Origin of the sequence: Aeromonas sp. 601039, assembly GCF_049174415.1 — a bacterium.
Taxonomy (GTDB): Bacteria; Pseudomonadota; Gammaproteobacteria; order Enterobacterales; family Aeromonadaceae; genus Aeromonas; species Aeromonas veronii_A.
Window position 1 is genome coordinate 56,324 of record NZ_JAAKTL010000011.1, and the last position, 21,162, is coordinate 77,485.

The 21,162-nt window shown below is 56.8% G+C and carries 17 protein-coding genes and 1 pseudogene; 10 read left to right on the plus strand and 8 right to left on the minus strand.

Annotated features, from left to right (window positions below; genetic code table 11):
- Window positions 1-27: 27 nt before the first annotated feature.
- Window positions 28-759, plus strand: a complete 732-nt coding sequence (locus tag G5195_RS11050) for a substrate-binding periplasmic protein (RefSeq protein ID WP_005334783.1) — start codon at window positions 28-30, stop codon at window positions 757-759.
- A 40-nt stretch (window positions 760-799) separates the two neighbouring features.
- Window positions 800-2,326 (plus strand): methyl-accepting chemotaxis protein, encoded by a 1,527-nt coding sequence (locus tag G5195_RS11055; RefSeq protein ID WP_421236141.1) that lies wholly within the window; start codon window positions 800-802, stop codon window positions 2,324-2,326.
- A 154-nt stretch (window positions 2,327-2,480) separates the two neighbouring features.
- On the opposite strand, the gene G5195_RS11060 is transcribed toward G5195_RS11055, so the two are convergent.
- A complete protein-coding gene (locus G5195_RS11060; protein WP_319919190.1) occupies window positions 2,481-2,903 on the minus strand; it encodes a GNAT family N-acetyltransferase in 423 nt (140 codons plus the stop codon).
- A 155-nt stretch (window positions 2,904-3,058) separates the two neighbouring features.
- On the opposite strand from G5195_RS11060, the gene G5195_RS11065 reads away from it, so the two are divergent.
- A complete protein-coding gene (locus G5195_RS11065; protein ID WP_216953138.1) occupies window positions 3,059-3,559 on the plus strand; it encodes an SRPBCC family protein in 501 nt (166 codons plus the stop codon).
- Window positions 3,560-3,764: 205 nt separating this feature from the next.
- On the opposite strand, the pseudogene glk reads toward G5195_RS11065, so the two are convergent.
- Window positions 3,765-4,736, minus strand: a pseudogene (glk, locus tag G5195_RS11070) (glucokinase); the annotation flags it as partial.
- Window positions 4,737-5,080: 344 nt separating this feature from the next.
- Between glk and G5195_RS11075 the strand changes: the two are divergent.
- The 4 genes from G5195_RS11075 (at window position 5,081) to G5195_RS11090 (ending at window position 11,130) form a co-directional block, all read left to right on the plus strand.
- On the plus strand, window positions 5,081-5,938 hold the full coding sequence (locus tag G5195_RS11075) for a MurR/RpiR family transcriptional regulator (RefSeq protein ID WP_421236142.1): 858 nt from the start codon (window positions 5,081-5,083) through the stop codon (window positions 5,936-5,938).
- Between the two features lie 174 nt (window positions 5,939-6,112).
- On the plus strand, window positions 6,113-7,552 hold the full coding sequence (pyk, locus tag G5195_RS11080) for a pyruvate kinase (RefSeq protein WP_266134250.1): 1,440 nt from the start codon (window positions 6,113-6,115) through the stop codon (window positions 7,550-7,552).
- A 213-nt stretch (window positions 7,553-7,765) separates the two neighbouring features.
- Window positions 7,766-8,542, plus strand: a complete 777-nt coding sequence (befA, locus tag G5195_RS11085) for a beta cell expansion factor BefA (RefSeq protein WP_005347598.1) — start codon at window positions 7,766-7,768, stop codon at window positions 8,540-8,542.
- A gap of 224 nt (window positions 8,543-8,766) precedes the next feature.
- Window positions 8,767-11,130 (plus strand): YgiQ family radical SAM protein, encoded by a 2,364-nt coding sequence (locus G5195_RS11090; protein ID WP_421236143.1) that lies wholly within the window; start codon window positions 8,767-8,769, stop codon window positions 11,128-11,130.
- A gap of 151 nt (window positions 11,131-11,281) precedes the next feature.
- Here G5195_RS11090 and G5195_RS11095 read toward each other — a convergent pair whose 3' ends face one another.
- The 3 genes from G5195_RS11095 to G5195_RS11105 all read right to left on the minus strand — a co-directional run bounded on the left by G5195_RS11095 (window position 11,282) and on the right by G5195_RS11105 (window position 14,988).
- Complete coding sequence (locus tag G5195_RS11095; RefSeq protein WP_421205462.1) at window positions 11,282-12,745, minus strand: DUF4041 domain-containing protein; 1,464 nt, start codon at window positions 12,743-12,745, stop codon at window positions 11,282-11,284.
- A gap of 4 nt (window positions 12,746-12,749) precedes the next feature.
- Complete coding sequence (locus tag G5195_RS11100) at window positions 12,750-13,097, minus strand: hypothetical protein (RefSeq protein ID WP_074042628.1); 348 nt, start codon at window positions 13,095-13,097, stop codon at window positions 12,750-12,752.
- Between the two features lie 391 nt (window positions 13,098-13,488).
- Window positions 13,489-14,988 (minus strand): histidine-type phosphatase, encoded by a 1,500-nt coding sequence (locus G5195_RS11105; RefSeq protein ID WP_421236144.1) that lies wholly within the window; start codon window positions 14,986-14,988, stop codon window positions 13,489-13,491.
- Between the two features lie 230 nt (window positions 14,989-15,218).
- Here G5195_RS11105 and G5195_RS11110 point away from each other — a divergent pair, with 230 nt between their 5' ends.
- From G5195_RS11110 to G5195_RS11120, 3 genes are all read left to right on the plus strand, one after another.
- Window positions 15,219-16,169 (plus strand): transposase, encoded by a 951-nt coding sequence (locus G5195_RS11110; RefSeq protein ID WP_421236145.1) that lies wholly within the window; start codon window positions 15,219-15,221, stop codon window positions 16,167-16,169.
- Between the two features lie 186 nt (window positions 16,170-16,355).
- Window positions 16,356-16,607: a hypothetical protein gene (locus tag G5195_RS11115; protein ID WP_227342210.1), complete on the plus strand. Its 252-nt coding sequence runs from the start codon at window positions 16,356-16,358 to the stop codon at window positions 16,605-16,607.
- 128 nt (window positions 16,608-16,735) lie between these two features.
- A complete protein-coding gene (locus G5195_RS11120) occupies window positions 16,736-17,650 on the plus strand; it encodes a Gfo/Idh/MocA family protein (protein WP_421236146.1) in 915 nt (304 codons plus the stop codon).
- Between the two features lie 97 nt (window positions 17,651-17,747).
- Here G5195_RS11120 and G5195_RS11125 read toward each other — a convergent pair whose 3' ends face one another.
- The 3 genes from G5195_RS11125 to G5195_RS11135 form a co-directional block, all read right to left on the minus strand.
- Complete coding sequence (locus tag G5195_RS11125) at window positions 17,748-18,098, minus strand: TusE/DsrC/DsvC family sulfur relay protein (protein ID WP_019446869.1); 351 nt, start codon at window positions 18,096-18,098, stop codon at window positions 17,748-17,750.
- Between the two features lie 24 nt (window positions 18,099-18,122).
- Window positions 18,123-20,288, minus strand: a complete 2,166-nt coding sequence (gene yccS / locus G5195_RS11130) for a YccS family putative transporter (protein WP_227273237.1) — start codon at window positions 20,286-20,288, stop codon at window positions 18,123-18,125.
- 164 nt (window positions 20,289-20,452) lie between these two features.
- A complete protein-coding gene (locus G5195_RS11135) occupies window positions 20,453-21,109 on the minus strand; it encodes a Bax inhibitor-1/YccA family protein (RefSeq protein WP_005338308.1) in 657 nt (218 codons plus the stop codon).
- Window positions 21,110-21,162: the final 53 nt, after the last annotated feature.

Below are 21,162 nucleotides of genomic sequence, written 5' to 3' on the forward strand. Positions count from 1 at the left end.
ATGAATGGCAAGCAAAGCGAGGTTGCAATGAACTATCAACTGCTGTGGAAAAGTGCAATTTTTTCAGTCTCTTCCATGATGGCGATAAGCGCTGTTCAGGCTGCGCCACTGAACGTGATGACCGAGGATTACCCGCCATTCAACATGCAGGGAGAGGGGGGCAAGATTGTCGGGCTGTCGACCGAGGTGGTCGAAGAGCTGTTCAAGCGTGCCGGGGTCGAATACAAGCTGACCCTGATGCCCTGGAAACGGGCGTACGAAGATACCCTCGGCACCCCCAATACCGCCCTCTACTCCACGACCCGCACTCCGGAGCGGGAAGCACTGTTCAAGTGGGTAGGGCCGCTGGTCAATAACAACTGGGTGTTTTTCTCCAGTTCGACCGCCAATATCACGGTCAAGTCGCTGGAAGATGCCAAGCAGTATTCGGTGGGTGGCTATAACGGCGATGCGGCCGCCGAGTATCTCAAGGCACAGGGATTTGCCAAGTTGCAGCTGGCTGCCAACGATACCGCCAACGTGAAAAAACTGGAGGCGGGCCGCATCGATCTTTGGGCAACCGGCCAGTATCTGGCGCCTTATCTGGCCAGCAAGGAGAAAGTAGCTTCACCAAAGCCGGTCTTCGTGTTCAAGGAAACCCAGATGAGCTTGGCGTTTAACAAGGATACGCCCGATGAGCTCATCACCAAGCTCAACGAGATCCTCGCTGCCATGAAGGCGGATGGCACCATCGACAAGATCAATGCCAAGTACCAGTAAGTTGTACTGTTCCTGCTGCCGTTAATACCGGGAGGAAGTCATGGATTGGAAAAGTCTGAAGTTCAGGATTGCCGTACTGACTTCCCTCTCGGTGAGTCTGCTATTGGTACTGTTTGGTGGTTATAACTACAGCTCGGTGAGGGAAGAGAGCTACAGCAAACAGGCTCAGCTGGTCGAGCAGGCGATCAAGCGACTGCAGCTCTCCTTGCCTGGCCCTTTGTGGAATTATGAGTCGGCCTTTATCGAGGCATCGCTCAAATCCGAGCTGGCGGCCGATATGCTCAGCACACTGCTGGTGGTCAACAAGGAGAAGCTGGTGGCCGGGTTTGCCCGCGATGCAGCGGGCACTATTTCCCCTGTAGCGGCCATACCCGCCGATACGGCGGCCTATGGGGGGTATGATCTGGTCTACGACGACAGCGGCCAGAAAAATACCGTGGCCAGATTGCTGGTCGAAACCAGTGATGCGGCCATTCAGGCCAACTTGCGCCAGCAGTTGATCACCACTGTCTGGCAGATCCTGGTACTTGATATCTGTATCATTGCCTTGTTGATGGTACTCATTCATCGCAATGTGCTGAGACCACTTCATCAGATGAATCTGGCGGTGTTCGATTTGGCCAGGGGAGAGGGGGATCTGACCCGGCGTCTCAAGATCCTCCGTCAGGATGAGATGGGCGCGCTGGCCACCAACATCAATCACTTTATTGCCAAGCTTCAGGATATGGTGGCCGAAATCAACGAGCTCTCTGCTGGCGTGCTGCAGACCGCGGAACGTTGTGACACCCTTGCGGCGGATACTCGGGGCGCCAGTGATGCCCAGCAACTGGAGCTGGATCAGGTCGCGACTGCCATTACCGAGATGAGCCAGGCGGTGCAGGAGGTGGCAGGTAATGCAGTGAAGACTGCTACGGCGACCGATGAGGCCAACCTTTATGTCGAACAGGGCTACAATCTGGCCGGTCATGCCAATCAGGCGATTCACCAGCTGGTGGGAGAGGTGGAACGGGTGGCGGGGCTGATGCGCTCCCTCTCTACCGAGAGCAGCAGCATCGGCAATATTATCGAAGTGATCAATGGTATTGCCGAGCAGACCAATCTGCTGGCGCTCAATGCCGCCATCGAGGCGGCGAGGGCTGGGGATCAGGGGCGCGGTTTTGCGGTGGTGGCCGATGAAGTGCGAACCCTCTCGGGGCGCACTCGTCAGTCGACCGAAGAGATCAGTGCCAGCATCAAACGGCTGCAACAGGCGACCCAGAATGTCGGTGCCGGGATGCAGTTGAGCCAGGAGCAGGCCTCTCGTGCGGGCGCCGAAGCCGCCGATGTACAGGTATCGGTGGAGAAAATTAAAAACCAGGTCAGTCTGATCCGCGAGATGAACATGTATATTGCCCAAGCCTCGGAAGAGCAACACTCGGTAGCAGAGGCGGTGAGCCATAGCGTGAACCGGATTGCCACCCTCAATAGCGAGAGCGCGGCCAGGGTGGTGCAAGTGGCTGAAGCCAGCAGCGATTTGCGCCAGCTCTCCGGTCAGCTCGATACCCTGCTCAAGCTGTTTCGGGTCTAGAGAGCACATACGCCCTGCGTGGAATCCTCGGTGCGAGCGGTGGTCGCGATCACGCGCGCAACGGGGGTCGTGGTGTTCTCATATTCTGCCATGCAATCCCGGATCGATATTTTCCCTTTACGGGCCCATGCATGACAGTCTGGAGAGCTGTTGTCTACTCACGACAAAGCTTGCACCAGGGACCGGTGAGCTCGCAGTACCCGGTCTCGTCGCCATGCTGCCAGCCAAGCCGATGATAGAAGGCCACGGCCGCCGTATTGCGGGTTGCCACCTTGAGTGATGCTGTGCGGGGATTATTTGCCAGACCATGTTCGAGCAGCGCTCGCCCAATCCCCTGACCATGCCAGTCGCTCGCAACGTAGAGATGATGCACAAAGAGCTCGGGTTGCCATACGGCGATAAATCCGCAGAGCGTCCCCCCTCGCTCAGCCACCCATATCTCTTCTCCCCGGGTCTGCTCGATAAAGTCATCCAGGTGAAACAGGGAGGGGTCTACCCAGTGAAAGGTTTGTCTGCGGCCTTGTAAAAACAGCTTGGCCAGCGGGGTGATATCACGTTCTTCCATGCGCCTGATCATCATGCTCTCCCAAGGGCGGTCACTGTTCCCTGTTGCACGCGGGCAAGGTTATCTGGGGCAAATGACAAGGGTGTGATTAAGGGCTGTCCAATACATTTGTCATGGGGCTATACTGCCGAAGTCCCCTGTATGGATGGCGTGAGGATTGTTGATTTATGGACAATAAACAGATTGAAGGCAACATTTTTGTTCCGGCTCATATCGATGACGTGTGGCACGCCTGGACGACAGAGAGTGGTCTGCGCAGTTTTCTGGCTCCCGAGTGTTTGATGGTAGCCGAACCGAATGGCCCCTTCGAAATCTACTTCAGGCCGGATGCTCCACTGGGTGAACGGGGCAGTGAAGGGTGCAGGGTCATGGCCGTCATGCCCTATGATTTGCTCAGCTTTAGTTGGAATTTTCCGCCCAGTCTGCCCCATATTCGTCAGCAGAAGACTCAGGTTTGTCTGCGCTTTGTGCCGGAAGGGCAGGGCACTCGCCTCTACTTCCTGCAAACCGGTTGGGCCAATGATCCTGACTGGAATCAGGGGTATGCCTACTTTAGGGAAGAGTGGCTGGAGACCAGCTTGCCACGGTTGCAGTACCGCTTTACCCACGGCCCCATCGACTGGAACAACCCGCCCGACAAGGCACAGCTGAAGGCGTTGTCCCAGTAGTTTCGGGGCACAGAGATAAAAAAAACCGGCCAAAAGGCCGGTTGAAACAGTTCAGGCTTGTCAGGTGACAAACGTATCCAGCGGATGAGAGTCGCTTTCCACTCCTTGTGAAGTACAACCCTCTTGGTTACGTGCCACTACTATATGCCATCCACACTGAATCGATGCTGAACCACGGATGTTTCAGTTTCACTCCACCTTACAATCAGATGGTAATCCCCATCGACTGGCGCAGGTAAGCGCCAGCGCCGAGCAGGCCAGGTCCTTCATGGGTGATCAGGAATACCGGAATATCCTTGAGGTAGGATTTGAAACGGCCCTTGTCTTCAAAGGCAACCCGGAAACCGGAACTGGTGAAGAACTCCTGGAAGCGCGGCACTATGCCCCCTGCGATATAGACGCCACCAAAGGTGCCCATATTGAGCGCCAGGTTGCCGGCAAAGCGGCCCATCAGCACGCAGAACAGGCTCAGGGTGCGGCGGCAATCCAGACACTCGCCCGCCAGCGCACGTTCGGTAATGTCTTTAGGGGCGAACGGCTCCGGCTCACGACCATCGGATTTCACCAGCCCGCGATAGAGATTGACCAGGCCCGGGCCGGATAAGAAACGCTCGGCCGAGACATGGCCCAGTTCGCCACGCATCACCTGCAGCACCGCATCTTCCTCTTCGGTGTTGGCGGCAAAATCCACATGACCCCCTTCGCCCGGCAGGCTCAACCACTGATCGCCCGCCTTGACCAGATGCGCAACCCCAAGGCCGGTGCCCGCTCCATAGATGGCGATGGGTTTGCCAGCCACCGGTGCGGCGCCGCCCAGCTGGATGCGATCCGATTCGGCCAATACCGGTACCGCCATCGAGACCGCGGTAAAGTCGTTGATTACTTGCAGGCGTGCCAGCCCGAGATTGTTCTGCATCTCGCTGATGGAGAACTCCCAGCTGTGGTTGGTCATGGCGACCCAGTCACCATTTATGGGGCAGGCGATGGCGATGCAGGCTTCAGCCACCTCGACCTTGTGTTCCTCCAGATAGAGGCGAACCACGGCTTCAAGGCTGGGATGGGCCAGACCTGAGTAGGTCTTTGCCTGAGAGATAGTACCGGTGGCCAGCTCACACAGGGCCAGACGCGCATTGGTACCGCCGACATCGCCGACCAGCGCATGGGTATGCTGCATAACAACTCCTTCGTTACAGGATGGGGACGACTGTGGTGTCCCGACATTATTGTTGGATTATGACGGCCCATTCTATCCGAGCTCAGGCTCACTCACCCGCCGGATCGATACAAACGTGCGCCTGCTCACAGTGTTGTTGCTTTGCAACATTTGTAAGCGGTTTCACAGCGAGGTGACGTTTTGTAACGAAAAGTACGAAATAATTAGAGATGAGTCATACTTTGTACGGCAGGCGTTAGTTGCGATAACCGCTTGTCTTGTATAGTCATCAGCTTGATTGGAAACCTGCTTAGCCGTAGATTTAGTGCAAAGACACTGAAGCTAAATTACAAAAACGTCTGGTGGTGATGATGAATACCCTTGATAAAATTACGAACAACCTGGAAAGTTTCAGTAAATCAGAACGCAAGGTTGCCGAGGTGATCCTGGCGTCTCCCCAGACCGCCATCCACTCCAGCATCGCCGCCCTGGCCAAAATGGCCGACGTCAGTGAACCGACCGTCAACCGTTTTTGCCGTCGCCTCGATACCAAAGGCTTCCCCGATTTCAAACTCCATCTGGCCCAGAGCCTGGCCAATGGCACTCCTTACGTCAATCGTCATGTGGAAGCAGAAGACGGCCCCGATACCTACACGGCCAAAATCTTCGAATCCACCATGGCTTGTCTGGATGCCGCCAAGAACAGCCTGGATATCTCGGCCATCAACCGCTGTGTCGATATCCTGACCCAGTCCAAGAAGATCAGCTTCTTTGGTCTTGGCGCCTCCTCAGCCGTTGCCCGCGATGCCCAGAACAAGTTCTTCCGCTTCAATATCCCGGTGGTGAGCTTTGACGATATCGTCATGATGCGCATGAGCTGCATCAACAGCTGCGAAGGGGATGTGGTGGTGCTGATCTCCCATACCGGCCGCACCAAGGCGCTGGTCGAGATCGCCGCGCTGGCGCGCGAGAACGACGCCACCGTCATCGGCATGACCGCCAAGGATTCCCCACTGGCGCGCGAGTGCAACCTGGTGCTCTCCATGGATGTGCCGGAAGATACCGATGTCTACATGCCGATGGCTTCCCGCATCGCCCAGCTGGCGCTGGTGGATGTGCTGGCAACCGGATTTACCCTGCGCCGGGGGATGAAATTTCGTGAAAACCTGAAGAAGGTAAAAGAGGGATTGCGCGAATCCCGCTTTGAAACACCACACTCTTCCTGAATCGTCGGGGGCTTTGGCCCCCGACTGTCTATGCCACCCTCCTTGGTGTAGTCTTGATGTGGTATTGTAACTTAATAACAAAAAACACCCGGATGGTTTGCAAGCGGGTGCATCGAGCCATCGGTTTGATGGGGCAGAATCTCAAGTTATCTCAACTTCATATTGGAGTCTTTCATGCCTAGACGTACAAAGATTGTAACCACACTTGGTCCGGCCACCGACCGCGAAGGGATCCTCGAAGGGATTATCCGCGCTGGTGCCGACATGGTGCGGATGAACTTCTCTCACGGCACTCCTGAAGATCATATCCAGCGCGCCAATCAGGTGCGTGACATTGCTGCCAAGCTCGGCCGCCACGTTGCCATCATGGGTGACCTGCAAGGCCCGAAAATCCGTGTATCCACCTTCAAGGATGGCAAGATCTATCTCGCCATCGGTGACAAGTTCGTGCTGGATGCAGCCCTGGGCAAGGGTGAAGGCTGTCAGGAGCAGGTTGGTATCGACTACAAGAGCCTGCCAAATGATGTGGTGCCGGGTGACATCCTGCTGCTGGACGATGGCCGTGTACAACTGAAAGTCGAGAGCGTGGAAGGCACCCGCATCCATACCACTGTGACCGTGGCGGGCCCTCTCTCCAACAACAAGGGCATCAACAAGAAAGGGGGCGGTCTCTCCGCGCCAGCCCTGACCGAGAAAGACAAGGAAGATATCAAGACAGCCGCGCTGATGAACGTGGATTATCTGGCCGTCTCCTTCCCGCGCTGCGGTGATGATCTGCGTTACGCCCGCGAACTGGCTCGCGAAGCTGGCTCCAATGCCAAGATCGTGGCCAAGGTCGAGCGCGCCGAGACCGTCGCCACCGATGAGGCGATGGAAGATATCATCCTCGGCTCTGATGCCGTTATGGTTGCCCGTGGCGATCTGGGCGTCGAGATCGGTGACCCCGAGCTGGTTGGTGTACAGAAGAAGCTGATCCGTCACTCCCGTCGTCTCAACCGTGTGGTGATCACCGCTACCCAGATGATGGAATCGATGATCAATGCGCCGCTGCCGACTCGTGCAGAAGTGATGGACGTCGCCAACGCCGTGCTGGATGGTACCGATGCGGTGATGCTCTCTGCCGAAACCGCTGCCGGTCAGTTCCCCATCGAGACGGTCACCTCCATGGCGAGCGTCTGTGTCGGTGCCGAAAAGCACCCGAGCCTGAACGTCTCCAACCACCGCATGAGCTACACCTTCACCTCGGTGGAAGAGGCGGTTGCCATGTCCACCATGTACGCAGCCAACCACCTGGAAGGGGTCAAGGCGATCGTGGCGCTGACCGAATCGGGCACCACGCCGCTGCTGATGTCCCGTATCAGCTCCGGTCTGCCGATCTTCGCCATGTCCCCCCACAACAAGACCCTGGCCTGGGCCAACCTCTACCGTGGTGTGACCCCTGTGCTGTTCGACGGTGACGAGACCAAACCGGTCTACGAAGTGTGCCGCGACGCGCTGGCCGTGCTCAAGGATAAGGGGCTGCTGCAAAGCGGGGACATGGTACTGCTGACCCACGGTGACAAGATGGAAACCGTCGGCAGTACCAACACCTGCAAGGTGATGATGGTCGAATAAGCCCGTCCGGTTTCACAGTGTTCAACAAGGCTGCTCCTCTCTGATGAGCAGCCTTTTTATTAACGGCTGTCGCGCTTTGGCGGGATAAACAGGACTCAATGATTGCTTAACCGGATTCCCCTTCCGATAATGCGGGAGTGATTTTCACCGGGTAGCCCGTTGTAGGGGATCGCACCGGGTAACCCAGACACTCGACAATACGGGAGTGAAAAAATGAACAAGCGTAACTGGTTGCTGGCCCTGTCACTGACGTTGGTGGTGTCACCCAGCCATGCCGACTGGGAGAAACTGAAGGCTGCCGCCGCCGATCTCGGCACCGCCGTGAGTGAGACGGGCAAGGAGGTGTGGCAGGACGTCAGCGACTTCTCCAAAAAGAGCTGGGCCTCCATCTCTGCCTGGGGTGAAGAGGCGTTCAACACCGCCGGGGTCTGGACCGACAAGAGCATCGCCACCGGCAAGGAGTGGCTGAAGGTAGCCGACAAGAAGCTCGACGAGATGCTGGAGCCCAAAACCCCGCAAGAGGCGCGGGTGGCGCTCAACACCATGGCCGACACGGCACTGGTGCGCCTGTTCAATGAACAGCCTTCAGCCAAGTTGCTGTTTGACAAGGCGTATGGCTACGCAGTATTCGATTCGCGCAAGTTCTCCCTGATGCTGCATACCAATCAGGGCGCCGGGGTGGCCATCAATCGCAAGAGTGGCAAACACACCTATATGAAGATGTTTGGCGCGGGGCTGGCGGCCGGTATCGGTGGCAAGTTCTATCAGCAGGTGATCCTGTTTGAAGACAAGGCCAGATTCGATGCCTTCGTGACCCAGGGGTGGGAGGCCACCTCAGAAGTGGGTGTGGTAGCTGGCAAGGAGAGCGCCGAGCTGACCGCCAAATACAACGGTGGCATGGCCATCTACCAAATCGGCGAGAAGGGATTGCTGTTCGATGCCAACATCTCCGGCTCCAAATACTGGATCGACAAGGATCTGAGTCAGTAACCATTCAGGCGGTGAGCCCCCCGCATTGGCCCGGCTCACCGTGCGGCAGTTGCAGTCAAAGATCGCCCGCACTCATCCTGCGGGCGTGCTTGTTTGTGGTGGCGTGATGCGGGTGTTGGATGGCAAAGCGCCTTTTCCCGCGCGAATGCTGGGGACAAAAAGCCATCGCTCCCCTTGGCCGCAACCGGTATAATGCGCGACCCGAATTTTTCCAGGTGTTCAAAATGCAGCCGGTACCCAACCTTTTCTCCTATCCCCGCTATTGGGCCGAGTGCTACGGCACGGCGCCCTTCCTGCCCATGTCCCGCAAAGAGATGGACAAGCTCGGTTGGGACAGCTGCGACGTCATTCTGGTGACGGGGGATGCCTACGTGGATCACCCGAGCTTCGGCATGGCGGTCATCGGCCGCATGCTGGAGGCGCAGGGCTTTCGGGTCGGCATCATCGCCCAGCCGGACTGGTCATCGAAGGATGACTTTATGCGTCTGGGCAAACCGAACCTCTTCTTCGGGGTGACCGCGGGCAACATGGACTCCATGATCAACCGCTACACCTCCGATAAAAAGCTGCGCCACGACGACGCCTACACCCCGGGAGATGTGGGCGGCAAGCGGCCGGATCGTGCCACTCTGGTCTATACCCAGCGCTGCAAGGAGGCCTTCAAAGAGGTGCCCGTCGTTATCGGCGGCATCGAGGCATCCCTGCGCCGCATCGCCCACTACGACTACTGGTCCGAGACCATCCGTCGTTCCATCCTGCTCGATGCCAAGGCCGATATCCTCATCTACGGCAACGCCGAGCGGCCGCTGGTGGAAGTGGCCCACCGCATCGCAGCGGGGGAGACCATCGAGACCATGCAGGATATTCGCGGTACCGCCGTTATCCGCAAGGAGCCGCTGCCGGGTTGGAAAGGGGTGGATTCGAGCAAGCTCGACCAGATTGGCCGCATCGATCCCATCATGAACCCCTATATGGAAGGGGCACCCTGCTCGGACGACGCGACCGAAACGGCCCCTGCCGCGCAGGAAGCCCAGCCTGTGCTGGTGCAGCCGGCCAAACCCAAGCCGTGGGAAAAAACCTATGTGAAGCTGCCGGCGTTCGAGCGGGTCAAAGAGGACAAGGTGCTCTACGCCCACGCCTCGCGCATTCTGCACCACGAGACCAACCCCGGCTGTGCCCGCGCCCTGTCGCAGGCGCACGGCGATCGCATCGTCTGGGTCAATCCGCCCGCCTTCCCGCTGGAAACCGAGGAGATGGACGGCGTCTTCGGCCTGCCCTACCAGCGGGTGCCGCACCCGGCCTATGGCAACGAGAAGATCCCCGCCTTCGAGATGATCAAGACCTCGGTCAACATCATGCGCGGCTGTTTTGGCGGCTGCTCCTTCTGCTCCATCACCGAGCACGAAGGGCGCATCATCCAGAGCCGCTCGGAAGAGTCGATCCTCAAGGAAATCGAAGATATCCGCGACAAGGTGCCGGGCTTTACCGGCGTCATCTCGGATCTCGGCGGCCCCACCGCCAACATGTACAAGCTGCGTTGCAAGAGCCCCAAGGCCGAGCAGACCTGCCGTCGCGCCTCCTGTGTCTGGCCCACCATCTGCCCGCACATGGACACCGACCACAGCCCGACCATCAACCTCTATCGCAAGGCGCGCGACCTCAAGGGGATCAAGAAGATCCTGATCGCCTCCGGCGTGCGTTACGACATCGCGGTGGAAGATCCCCGCTATATCAAGGAGCTGGCCAAGTATCACGTCGGCGGCTACCTCAAGATCGCGCCGGAACACACCGAAGAGGGCCCGCTCTCCAAGATGATGAAGCCGGGCATGGGCAGCTACTACCAGTTCAAGGAGCTGTTCGACAAATACTCCAAAGAGGCGGGCAAGCAGCAGTACCTGATCCCCTACTTTATCTCCGCCCACCCGGGCACCACGGATGAAGACATGATCAATCTGGCGCTCTGGGTCAAAGAGAACCGCTTCAAGCTCGATCAGGTACAGAACTTCTACCCGTCGCCGCTCGCCAACGCCACCACCATGTATTACACGGAGAAAAACCCGTTAAACAAGGTGAGCCGCACCGGTGGCGATGTGTTTGTTGCCAAGGGCGAGCGCCGTCGCCGCCTGCATAAGGCGCTGCTGCGCTACCACGACCCAGCTGGCTGGCCGATGATCCGCGAAGCTCTGCTCGCCATGGGCAAGGGCCACCTGATTGGCAACGGCCCGGGTTGTCTGGTGCCGCCGGAAGGGCGCAACGAGCGCGCCGCCAGCGGCAAGGGGTTGAAACCGGCCCTGACCCGTCATAGCAACATCAATCACCAGCGCGGTAATGGCGCGGGCAGCAAGGCCACTGGCGGCAAGCCGGTGGGTTCCCAACTGCACAAAGGCGCGGCTAATGGCAAACCGGCCGCACAGGGCGAAGGCAAGAGTGCTGGCCAGAATGCTGGTAAAAGCAAACCTGCCGGAAAACCCGCCCATAAGGGCAAGGCACCGACCCGCGCAGGCTCTGCCAAGCCGGGGGCCAAACCCGTCACTCAAGGCAGTAAGCCTGCGGCCAAAGGGAATGGTGCCAAGCGACCGGCCCGGTAAGTTTTTCTGATTGAAAGTGATAGAAATAAAAAGGCGACCGGATGGTCGCCTTTTTTAGTTTAAAAATTAATGTCATTATTATTTTTATATATTAAAAAGAATGATTTTTAATTATTAACATGTAATGTAAGTTAATTATTAAACTACTGCATTAAGCAACCTGTTCAACAGTTTGAAGGCGCAAGCTCTCATAATACTCCTCTGCCAATGCTGTTAATTTAAACTCACTATCAATATCAACAATAGTATCCACAGCATCCTTTATCGACAACAAGTCTACTTGGAAGAATTCTTTCCTCAGATTTACTGCATTCACTCGATGAGCTCTAAATTCACGATGTAAAGCTGCCTCCAACGCCGGAGCATCATCGGAATAAATCATAGCATGAACATCAAAAGAAAATGGCACACTAGCATCACCTAACTCTTTAACTCTATCCATCGGATCTAGTCTCCTAGTTAAGCCAATTTTATAGATATCCTCACCAAATGAACCAATATTACTGATGACGTATACATGGCCTTTACGAGTTTGTTCAGCCATGCTTTTGGCTCGAGCCTCTTTCATCTCTGCCTCAAGTAGCTGTTGTTCAAGCTCAGCTATTCTCTGCTCTGCAAATGCCCTTTCGCTTTCAGAGGTTTTCAACAATTCTTCTCGAGCCTTGCTCAATAGATCCCTATAGATACGCTCTTCCTTTTCAGCCTCAGCAATAGCTCGCTCATACTCTTTAATTGCACGCTGTTCTTCGCGGATCTGTTCTTTTATGATTCTTTGCTCATCAGCCTCTTCTTGTTTTTTCAAGGTGTATTGATACTGAAGCTTGCACTCTTCAAATTTCAATTCTACATAACTAATATTAAAGCCACACTTCAATGTTGCTGCTGACTTTTCTATTGTGTTGGCAAGACTTTCTATTCTCTGCAAGGTTCGGGCGAAGTTACTAGGACTCACCTTCCCAATCAAGAAATCACACTCAATATTAAATGCCGCTAGCATTAGCTTTATTTGACCATCGAGAATCTTTTTGTTTAATGATTTGTCATTCGCAATGATCAGAGTGACAGGATACGTTATCGCATTTTTATCTCTAATTAGATCTTTTTGTTGGCTTCGGATGTATTTTATTTCTTCTGAAAATCTAGCTGATGTTTCATAGAGATACTCTGGATTTTCAAAATGCCCAACAGACGTGAATTCGTCCAATCGAGAGTATAGGTCAAGCATTCCCATCAGATTTTTCACATCAACATTGAGCTTTGCTATTTCTAATGAAAGCCGATCCTTTTCCTCACTCTGTTTGTTATTTTGTTCAGTTGCTTCTCTGATTCTTTCTAAAAGCTGGGATTCATCTGCTTTAAGTGCCCTCAGCTCTTCCGTCTCAATTCTGACCTGCTCTAGTTCTTTTGTATCGTTATAAAAATCACTTTTTAGCGATGTAAGGCTCTCTTTTAATTGCGACAACTCTGTCTCAAGACTTGTATGCTCGCCAAGCTTAGCATCAACATCAGCCTTATATTTAGCCAGCTCCTTGTTATGTTTTAATTTGAGAATGAAATAGCCAATCAATATGGCTGCAATTGCACCAATGATAATGGCTAAAAGCATGTGTTCCATTTTTCTACCTTAGTTGTAAACTGATAAATTGTTGGCGCAGAGTCGCACGCTCTAAGCATCTGTCTTCATATTCGTCTTGGGCATCAGAAAGTTCATCTTTTAATCTTTCCTTTGCCTGAGCAATACTCAATTTTTCAGCTTTTTTAGCCAGTGCAAATTTTTCCTTTTCAGCACGAATTGCATCTCGTTCCTGTTCTCTTAAAAATTTTTGATATTCTCTTTCTGCTCTGGCATTTTCGCGTTCGGCAGACTTTTGTCTACGCGCTGATTCCCTAGCAGCCTGCTTACCGGCTCTGTCAATTGCCTTAGCAACTTTGATAGATAAACTTAAAAGACTACCCCGCCTTGCCAAACCATCCTCCTTACCACTTGTTTCTGTAACCTATTGTCATATGAAAAGATAAAACCTGAGACACCCACCCTTCTGAGCAGGAATAATGCTAGCGAGTCCCACGCTAATGCCCGTGGATTACAGCATTTCACAATGCTCAATTAACCAGCAGTGCAGGTACCAATTGCTGATTAATAAGTACCGTATGGGGATGTTAAGCCAAGCAAGGTTTACGACGCGAGCCTTTAAGTGATTAAATTGTCAGAAATTAATCATTTTTTGCGCTTGATCAGCAAATGGAGCCGGAAGGCGGCTTTATAGCCATATTGATCTCTGGCAAGCAGGGAAGGGGAGTGAATAGGGGCGACCTGCTGGTCGCCCCTGGTGATTGCCATATTTGGCGCGCTAGGGGTTAGCCGTTATAGCCGTAGCAGCGCTTGAGCTCCTCGAAGTCGTAGTAGTGGCTGCCGCTTTGGTAGGGCTGGCAGCCCGTCTTAAAGGCGATCTCCTTTTCGTTGTAGAGCATCTTGACCAGCACCTGCCGCTGCCCGTTCTGGTAGATATCCCACTGAATATTGGCGGTATAGGGGGAGACCCAGCCGCCGCGCCACTCGTTGTTCTGCTGGCTGAACAGCTGATCCGGGCTGGCCCCCTGACGGCTCCCTTCCAGCTTCATCAGGGCGGCGAGGGGGATAATGGCTTCGGCGTGGGCAAAGCGCAGGGTGGCCCGTCGGCTCTGCTCGCCCTCCACCACCTGACGCTGCACCTCGCCAAACAGGCCGTCGAGCAGCGGCTGGGCAATGGCGTAGGGGGCGTTCTGGTTGGCAAAGCTCGGCCCCTTCTCGTAGAAATCTTCCGCATCGGAGAGGTAGGAGAACCAGGCAGACTCCTCCGGGGTCAGGAACTGTTCCAGCGCCCAGGGTTCGCTGCCCTGTGCCTGCGCTTCGCGGATCATGCCGGGGCCGATGATAAAGAGGTTGTAGAGCATCAGGGCCGCATCCACTTCGTCGCGCACATAGGTCATGCCGCCATCTTCCGGGTTGACGGCGACAAACTCGACGCCGCCCGCCAGATAGTCGACAAAGCCCTTGCTGTAGATACGCTCCAGCATGCTGCGGGCCATCTCTTTGGTCTTGCTCAGGTTTTTAAGCTGATCCAGCGCCCTGGCCAGCTCGGGGGCCGGGGCGATTCCGGCATCTTCGTCGCCGATAAAGCGCTGGTAGCTCTCATAGGCGGGCAGGTAGCGGGCGTAATCCCCCTCGGGGGTGGTCTTGTGGAAGTAGAGCTCGAACTTGTTGACCAGCTTTTTGTCGATCTTCGAGGGGTCATCCTGCGTGAGGTAGCACTGCGCCGAGTCGCTGACATAGCTCACGTCGCGCTTGAGGCTCTCCATAAAGTAGAAGGCGCTTTCGTTGGCCCTGTCCTTGCCCGAGGTGACCACCTTGATGCAGTGGGGCTCGCTGCTGTTGAGCAGGGTCGGCAGCCGCGCCGCCAGCCGGGTGGCGAGGTTGGCATGCTCCTCCTTGCCCAGCGCCGAGAGCAGGCCATAGCCCAGTTTCTGGTTGGCGGCCGTCACCAGATCGACCTTGCCTCCCAGCCCCTGCCCGAGGGTAGTGAGCGCCCCCTGACGCTGCGCCTCTTCCCAGACCAGCTTGGTCAGCACGTCATATTTCGGGCTGGAGAGGGAGCGCGAGCCGTGGCGCGCCACCATCTCGGTAAAGACCGGGCTGAACCCCTGGGGCGCTGGCTCGTAGCTCTCCGCCTGCTGCTGCGGGCTGTAGACCGCTTTGGTGCTGTATTGATAGGCGGTTTTGCCCTGGCTGTCGGCAGACGATTCGTTCTCTGACTGGCAGCCGCCAAGCAAGACCAGAGAGACGGCCAAAGCCACATAAGAAGATCGCGGGAAAGTCATGATGTTCCTTATCTATCCATATGAAAAATAAGTGAAAAACTCTATGACTTGAAAATGACCGCGGGATGTCAGCCAGATGACAGGCTGATGACTTCTGATAAAGCAGTAAGCAAGGGGAGAGAGGATGGTTATAGGGTGGGCAATAGAATCCCTTTTTTCGGGACACCCACCTTTTTGACAGTGGCGTAGGGCTGTTCTTGACTTAAGAGGTCACCGTTGAGGGATGTGCCATGACCATTGCCCGTTCACGTCAAATCAGCTTGCAGGATACGCCTTACTACCATGTGGTCAGCCGCTGTGTGCGGCGAGCCTTTCTGTGTGGTGACGATGCCCATTCTGGCCAGAGTTATGAGCATCGGCGTCAGTGGGTGGTCGACAAGTTGGGGCAACTATCGCGGCTGTTTGCAATTGGCATTTGTGCTTATGCGGTGATGAGCAATCATTATCATCTGGTGCTCAAGGTGGTGCCCGATACCGCAGCCAACTGGAGTGAGCGGGAGGTGGCTGAGCGCTGGGCGGCGCTATTCCAGTGGCCGCATTTGGTCAGGCGCTGGTATCAGGGGGAGATGTTGATCGAGCCTGAGCTGGCTGTCGTGCAGCAATTGCTGGCCCAATGGCGGGAGCGGCTTCACTCCATAAGTTGGTTTATTCGGCTACTCAATGAAAATCTGGCCCGTCAGGCCAATCAGGAAGATGGTTGCAAGGGCCATTTCTGGGAGGGGCGCTTCAAGAGTCAGGCTTTGCTCACCGAATCCGCCTTGTTGGCCTGTATGGCGTATGTTGACCTCAATCCGATACGAGCTGCGTTGACCGATCGGCCAGAGCAGAGTGAATACACCAGTATCAAACAGCGCCTTGACGCGCCTGCTACTACTGAGGTTTTGCCACCACTTTTGCTGCCGTTTGCCCGCCAGGGTAAGCCTGAAGAGCTGCCTTATGCCTTCAGCGACTACCTGATGCTGGTTGATTGGACTGGTCGTGCTATTCGGCCCGACAAGCGGGGTCATATTCCGGCCCAATTTGGACCCATTCTGGAACGATTGGGACTCGATGCTGTTCGCTGGTTGAAGCAGGTGACGCTGTTCAGGCGACAAGGGATCAGAGTGGTGGGAGACAGATATCAATGTCAGCAGTTTGCCCGCCACTGTGGCCAGCGACGATGCCATCAACCAAGGCTGTGATAGCTTTGCATCCACCCTGCTGATAGCTCCGGGTATTGCACATAGTCCAATAAATGGCTGTGCAGGGGCTGTTGCTTTCTAAACCTGGCAATCTCTCCCACCAGCCAACTTTTGCAGGCATCAGTTCGGATACCTCCCCTTATTGGGCCTGCAAGTAGCCTGATAGTGGCTTGCTCAAAAAGGTGGGTGTCCCAATTTGATTCGGCGACGCTCCCCTGTTACACCTCGCTGCAAGCCTTTATGTCGGTCAATGACGTGGCGGCCTGCATTCCGTCGGCCATCGCCACCCTCGGCGATTTTCGCATGCTGGAGCTGGCCGGGGCGCCGCAGCAGTTCGAGGTGGTGGTTGGCAGACATCGCAAAAGCCAGGGCAATCTCGCCATCGAGTGGCTGGCCGAGGTGATCAAGTCGGTCTGCGATCTTGCCATGCCCAAATAACGTCGCCGTTTGCACAGGGCTGCGTACGCCAGCCAGTTTGCTAACGGCAGGCTGGATCTGCGGGACAAATCCTGCGATGGTGCGGGCAGTTATCCGCTTATCCCGTTATCGAGTGAAAAGGAGTTGAGATGCGCATTGCCATGATTGGTCTGGGGGATATCGCCCAAAAAGCCTATCTGCCGCTGCTGGCGAGTGACGAGCGGGTCACCCCGCTGCTCTGCACCCGCAATCCGGCGGTGCTGGAGAAGCTGGCCCGCCAGTATCGGGTCGCCGAGTGCTTTACCGATGTGGCGGCCATGCTGGCCAGTCGCCCCGACGCCGTGATGATCCACGCCGCTACCGCCGTTCACCGCGAGCTGGTCGAGCAGTGCCTGCGGGCAGGGATCCCTACCTTTGTCGATAAGCCCCTGTGCGACAATCTGGCCGAGGCCGAGGGACTGGCCAACCTCGCCATTGCGCAAGATTGCGCCCTCTTTACCGGCTTTAACCGCCGCTATCTGCCCGCCATGGATGCTGCCCGTGCCCAGCCGCTCACCGAGCTTAACTGGCAAAAACACCGCTTCGCTCTGCCGGGCAAGGCGCGGGATTTCCTGTTCGACGACTTTATCCATGTGCTCGACAGCCTCTGCTTCTATGGCGGCGTGCCGGGCGGCGACTTTCATGCGGTATTGCGACCTGATACGAAGGACAACAGCTTGCTGGCTGGGGTAAGCGTCAGCTGGCAGAGCGGCGATCGTGCCATCAGCGGCAGCATGAACCGCAGCGCCGGAATCACCGAGGAGCGCATCGATGCCTACGGCGACAATCTCTCCCTGCACCTTGAGAACTGCACCCGTGGCATCATCGCCCGCGACAAGCAGGCGCAGATGCTTAGCCCCAACGACTGGCTGCCGGTGCTGGCCCAGCGCGGCTTTGCCGCCATGCTTGATCACTGGTATCAACAGATTGAAATCGGCAAGGCGGATAGCGAGCTGATCGCCTCCTACCTGCATGGTCACCGGCTGGCAGAGCAGCTGGTGGCGCTGGCTGACAAGCGGGAATAAGACTGGCTGGAAACCTGAGAGATATTAAGACGAGGTGCGCGAAGATAGCGCACCAAACACAACGGGGGCCGCAGTTGCGGCCCCCGTTGTTATGGGATCAGATGCACTTCACCGGTTTGGGCAGGCCGCCAATCTTGGTCGCCTGCTTGGCGGGCCCTTCCGGGAACAGCTTGTAGAGGTAGCGGCTGTTGCCCTTCTCGGGGCCGTACTGCTTCTCCATCGCCTTGACCAGCGCGCGGATGGCAGGGGAGGTGTTGAACTCCAGATAGAAGGCGCGCACAAAGCGCACCACTTCCCAGTGCGGCTCCTCAAGCGTGATCCCCTCCTGCGCCGCCAGCACCAGCGCCAGCTCCTCGCTCCAGTCGTTGCTGTTGAGCAGGTAGCCCTTGGCATCGGTCTCGATGAGTTGGCCGTTGAATTCCAGCTGATGTTTTTCGGACGCAGACATGGGGGCTCCTCGCTAATGGGGCTATCAGGATTGGGCGGGCATGGTAGCGCCTTGATCCCCGGTGAGCAACCGGCTCTCGTTGGCCAGATGCAGCAGCTGATCCGCCAGCTCGCTGATCAGGTTGAGCTGCTGGGTCAGCATCAGCTGCTCCTCGCTGCTGTCTGGACTGCTGTCCGTGCAAAGAATGGGGCACTGACCACCGATGGAGCTGGAGGGGTTGCCCGCCAGATGTCCGGCGGCCTGCTCCAGGGTGTGGCAGATGTGGTGGCGCACCTCATCCAGCCCGCTGATGGCCTCCAGTTTGTCGCGATGAGCCCCCAGCGCCGAGATGTAGGAGAGCAGGGCGTGGTTGCGCCAGGTGAGGGTAAAGCAGAGATCGAGGAAGCGGCGGCGCTTTTGCGGCTCCACCAGCATGCTCTGCCAGGCGGTGGCCAGCTCGCTGTCCGCCAGATGGGCGCTCTTGCGCGCCACCCGATAGTCGATGGACTCATCGCGCTGCTGCTTGAGGCTTGCCAGCACCGCCGAGAGGTAGCGGGCGTTGGCCGAGAGCGAGTTGGCGATAAGGGTCGGCAGCCGCTTGTACTGCCAGTCCGGCCAGAGCCAGGCTACTAGCCCGTAAGAGATGAGGCAGCCGAGCAGGGTATCGAGCAGCCGCGGCCCGAGGATCGCAAAGCCGATGCCATCGAGCAGGTTGAACGCCATCAGCACGTAGAGGGTGATAAAGCAGACCGCGGCGCTGTAGTTGTTGCGCACCTGGGTGAAGAAGAGGAAGGCGGCCAGCCCCATCACCACCAGCTGAATGTGCAGCTCGGGGAAGAGCCAGAGCACCGGAATACCCACCAGTATGCCGGCGAAGGTGCCGAGCATCCGCTGCACCAGTCGGCGGCGGGTGGCGCTGTAGCTGGGCTGGCAGACAAACAGCACGGTCAGCAAAATCCAGTAGCCCTTTTCCAGATCAAAGGCTTGCAGTATGCCGTAGCCAATCACCAGCCCCAAGGATAGGCGCAGCGCATGGCGAAACACCATGGAGTGCAAGGTGAGGTGCTGCTTGAGCTGGGTCAGCAGCGGCAGGCGGGGCGGGCGCGCCAGCGCGGGCAGCTCCTGCTCTGGCTGCTCGGGGTTTTGCAGCACTTCGGCGCTGCCCAGCAGCTGGTTGATGCTGGCCAGATTGCGGCGCAGGAACTTCATCGGCGTCAGCAGGGTTTTCGGGTAGTGCTGCTTGAGATTGGTGAACTCCAGCTGATCGCTAAGGGCTTCCAGCGTCCAGTGGATGCGCTTGTTATGGGCGTAGGGCTTGTGCACCAGAATGGCGTAACCGAGCCGCTGGCACGCCTCGGAGAGTTGCAGGAACACCTCCTGAAATCCTTCCAGTACGATGCCCTGCTTGAGCTCTGCTTCCAGCCGGCTGTAGGGGTAGTGGCTGGAGGTGGCGCGCTCGTGAATTTCCAGTGCCAGCAGATAGAGGCGCAGCAAGCTGGCAAGCTCTGGGCTGGCCGGATGACGGCGACTCAGGCGGGCGTTGAGGGCCGATTTGGTGAGGGTCAGCGCGCTCACCAGATTGATGTTGAGCTGGGCCAGATTGTGGCGAATGGCCTGGGCGCCGTGCTCGTCCGCCGGGAAGAAGCGGGACTTTTCCAGCAGGTAGCGGCCGAGGGCGAAGTAGCTCTGGGCCAGCTGCTCGTGCAGGGTCTTGTAGGGCAGCAGCCAGAGCCAGATAAACGAGACCAGTCCGTACCAGAGGGCGCCAGCGCCGAGGGCCAGCGGCTGGTAGAAGAGATCCGGCGCCTTGGCGGCACCCAGCATGGTGTAGATGGCGATCAGCAGCGAGCCGAAGCTAATGGTGGCGTAGCGGGCGCCGAGCGCCCCCACCATCACGAAGATAAAGGTGGAGCTGGCCAGCCCGATGGCAAACAGCCAGGGGGTGGGGTAGAGATACTGCACGCACAGGGACGCAAACATGAAGCAAATCAGCGTCATGGCGAGGTTTTTAAGGCGTCCCCACAGGCTGTCGTCGGTTTCGGCGATGGCGCCCGCCACTACCCCGAGGGATAGCAGCACGGTGAGCTGGATATTGCCGGTGGCCAGGGTGAAGGCGAGCAGACCGAGAATGGCCAGCAGCACTTTGAGAGCGAAGTAGATGTGACTATCGGTCAGCAGTCGGCGCAGCAGGCCAGAGAGATCCATCGGCATGAGACAGGTGAAACCCTTGATCGAAACGAGAGCGAGATAGTAACCCGCCAAGCGCGAAGTGGCCCTGATCCAAATCAGGGCCACTTCGCTTCATATCCTTGATTTACAACTTATCCTGACAAAAATCGGCGCCAATAAAAACCCCGCCGAAGCGGGGTTTCTGATTAGTTGCGGTTGCCGCCAAGCAGGCTCAGCAAGCTCAGGAAGATGTTGTAGATGGAGACATACAGGGTGACGGTGGCAGAGATGTAGTTGGTCTCGCCGCCGCGCACGATCTGCTGGGTAGTCAGCAGGATGGCACCGGAGGAGAAGAGCATGAACATGGCGGACAGAGCCAGGCTCAGGGCGCTCATCTGGAGGAAGATGTTGGCAATCATGGCCACCAGCAGTACCCAGAAACCGACGAACAGCATGCCGCCGATGAAAGAGAGGTCACGCTTGGTAGTCAGGGCATAGGCCGACAGACCGAAGAAGGTGAGCGCGGTGCCGCCAAGGGCGGTCATCACGATCTCGCCACCACCATTGTTCATGTACATGTTGATGATGGGGCCCAGGCTATAGCCCAGCAGACCGGTCAGGGCGAAGGTGAAGACCAGACCCATGCCGTTGTTGCGATTCTTCTCGGTCAGGAACATCAGACCGTAGACGCCGATCAGGAACACGGCCCAGTGCAGCGGCGGCATGTTCATCACGGTAGCGACCCCCGCCACCACGGCAGAGAAGCCCAGAGTGAGGGAGAGCAGCATATAGGTGTTACGCAGCACCTTGTTGGTATCGCGTACGGCACTTTGGGTGCCAGTGTAGATAGAACGGGTATCCATCTTGGGTGTCCTCTTGATGTCCGGGTGAGACGGCGAGCAGCCGCCTCGTGATC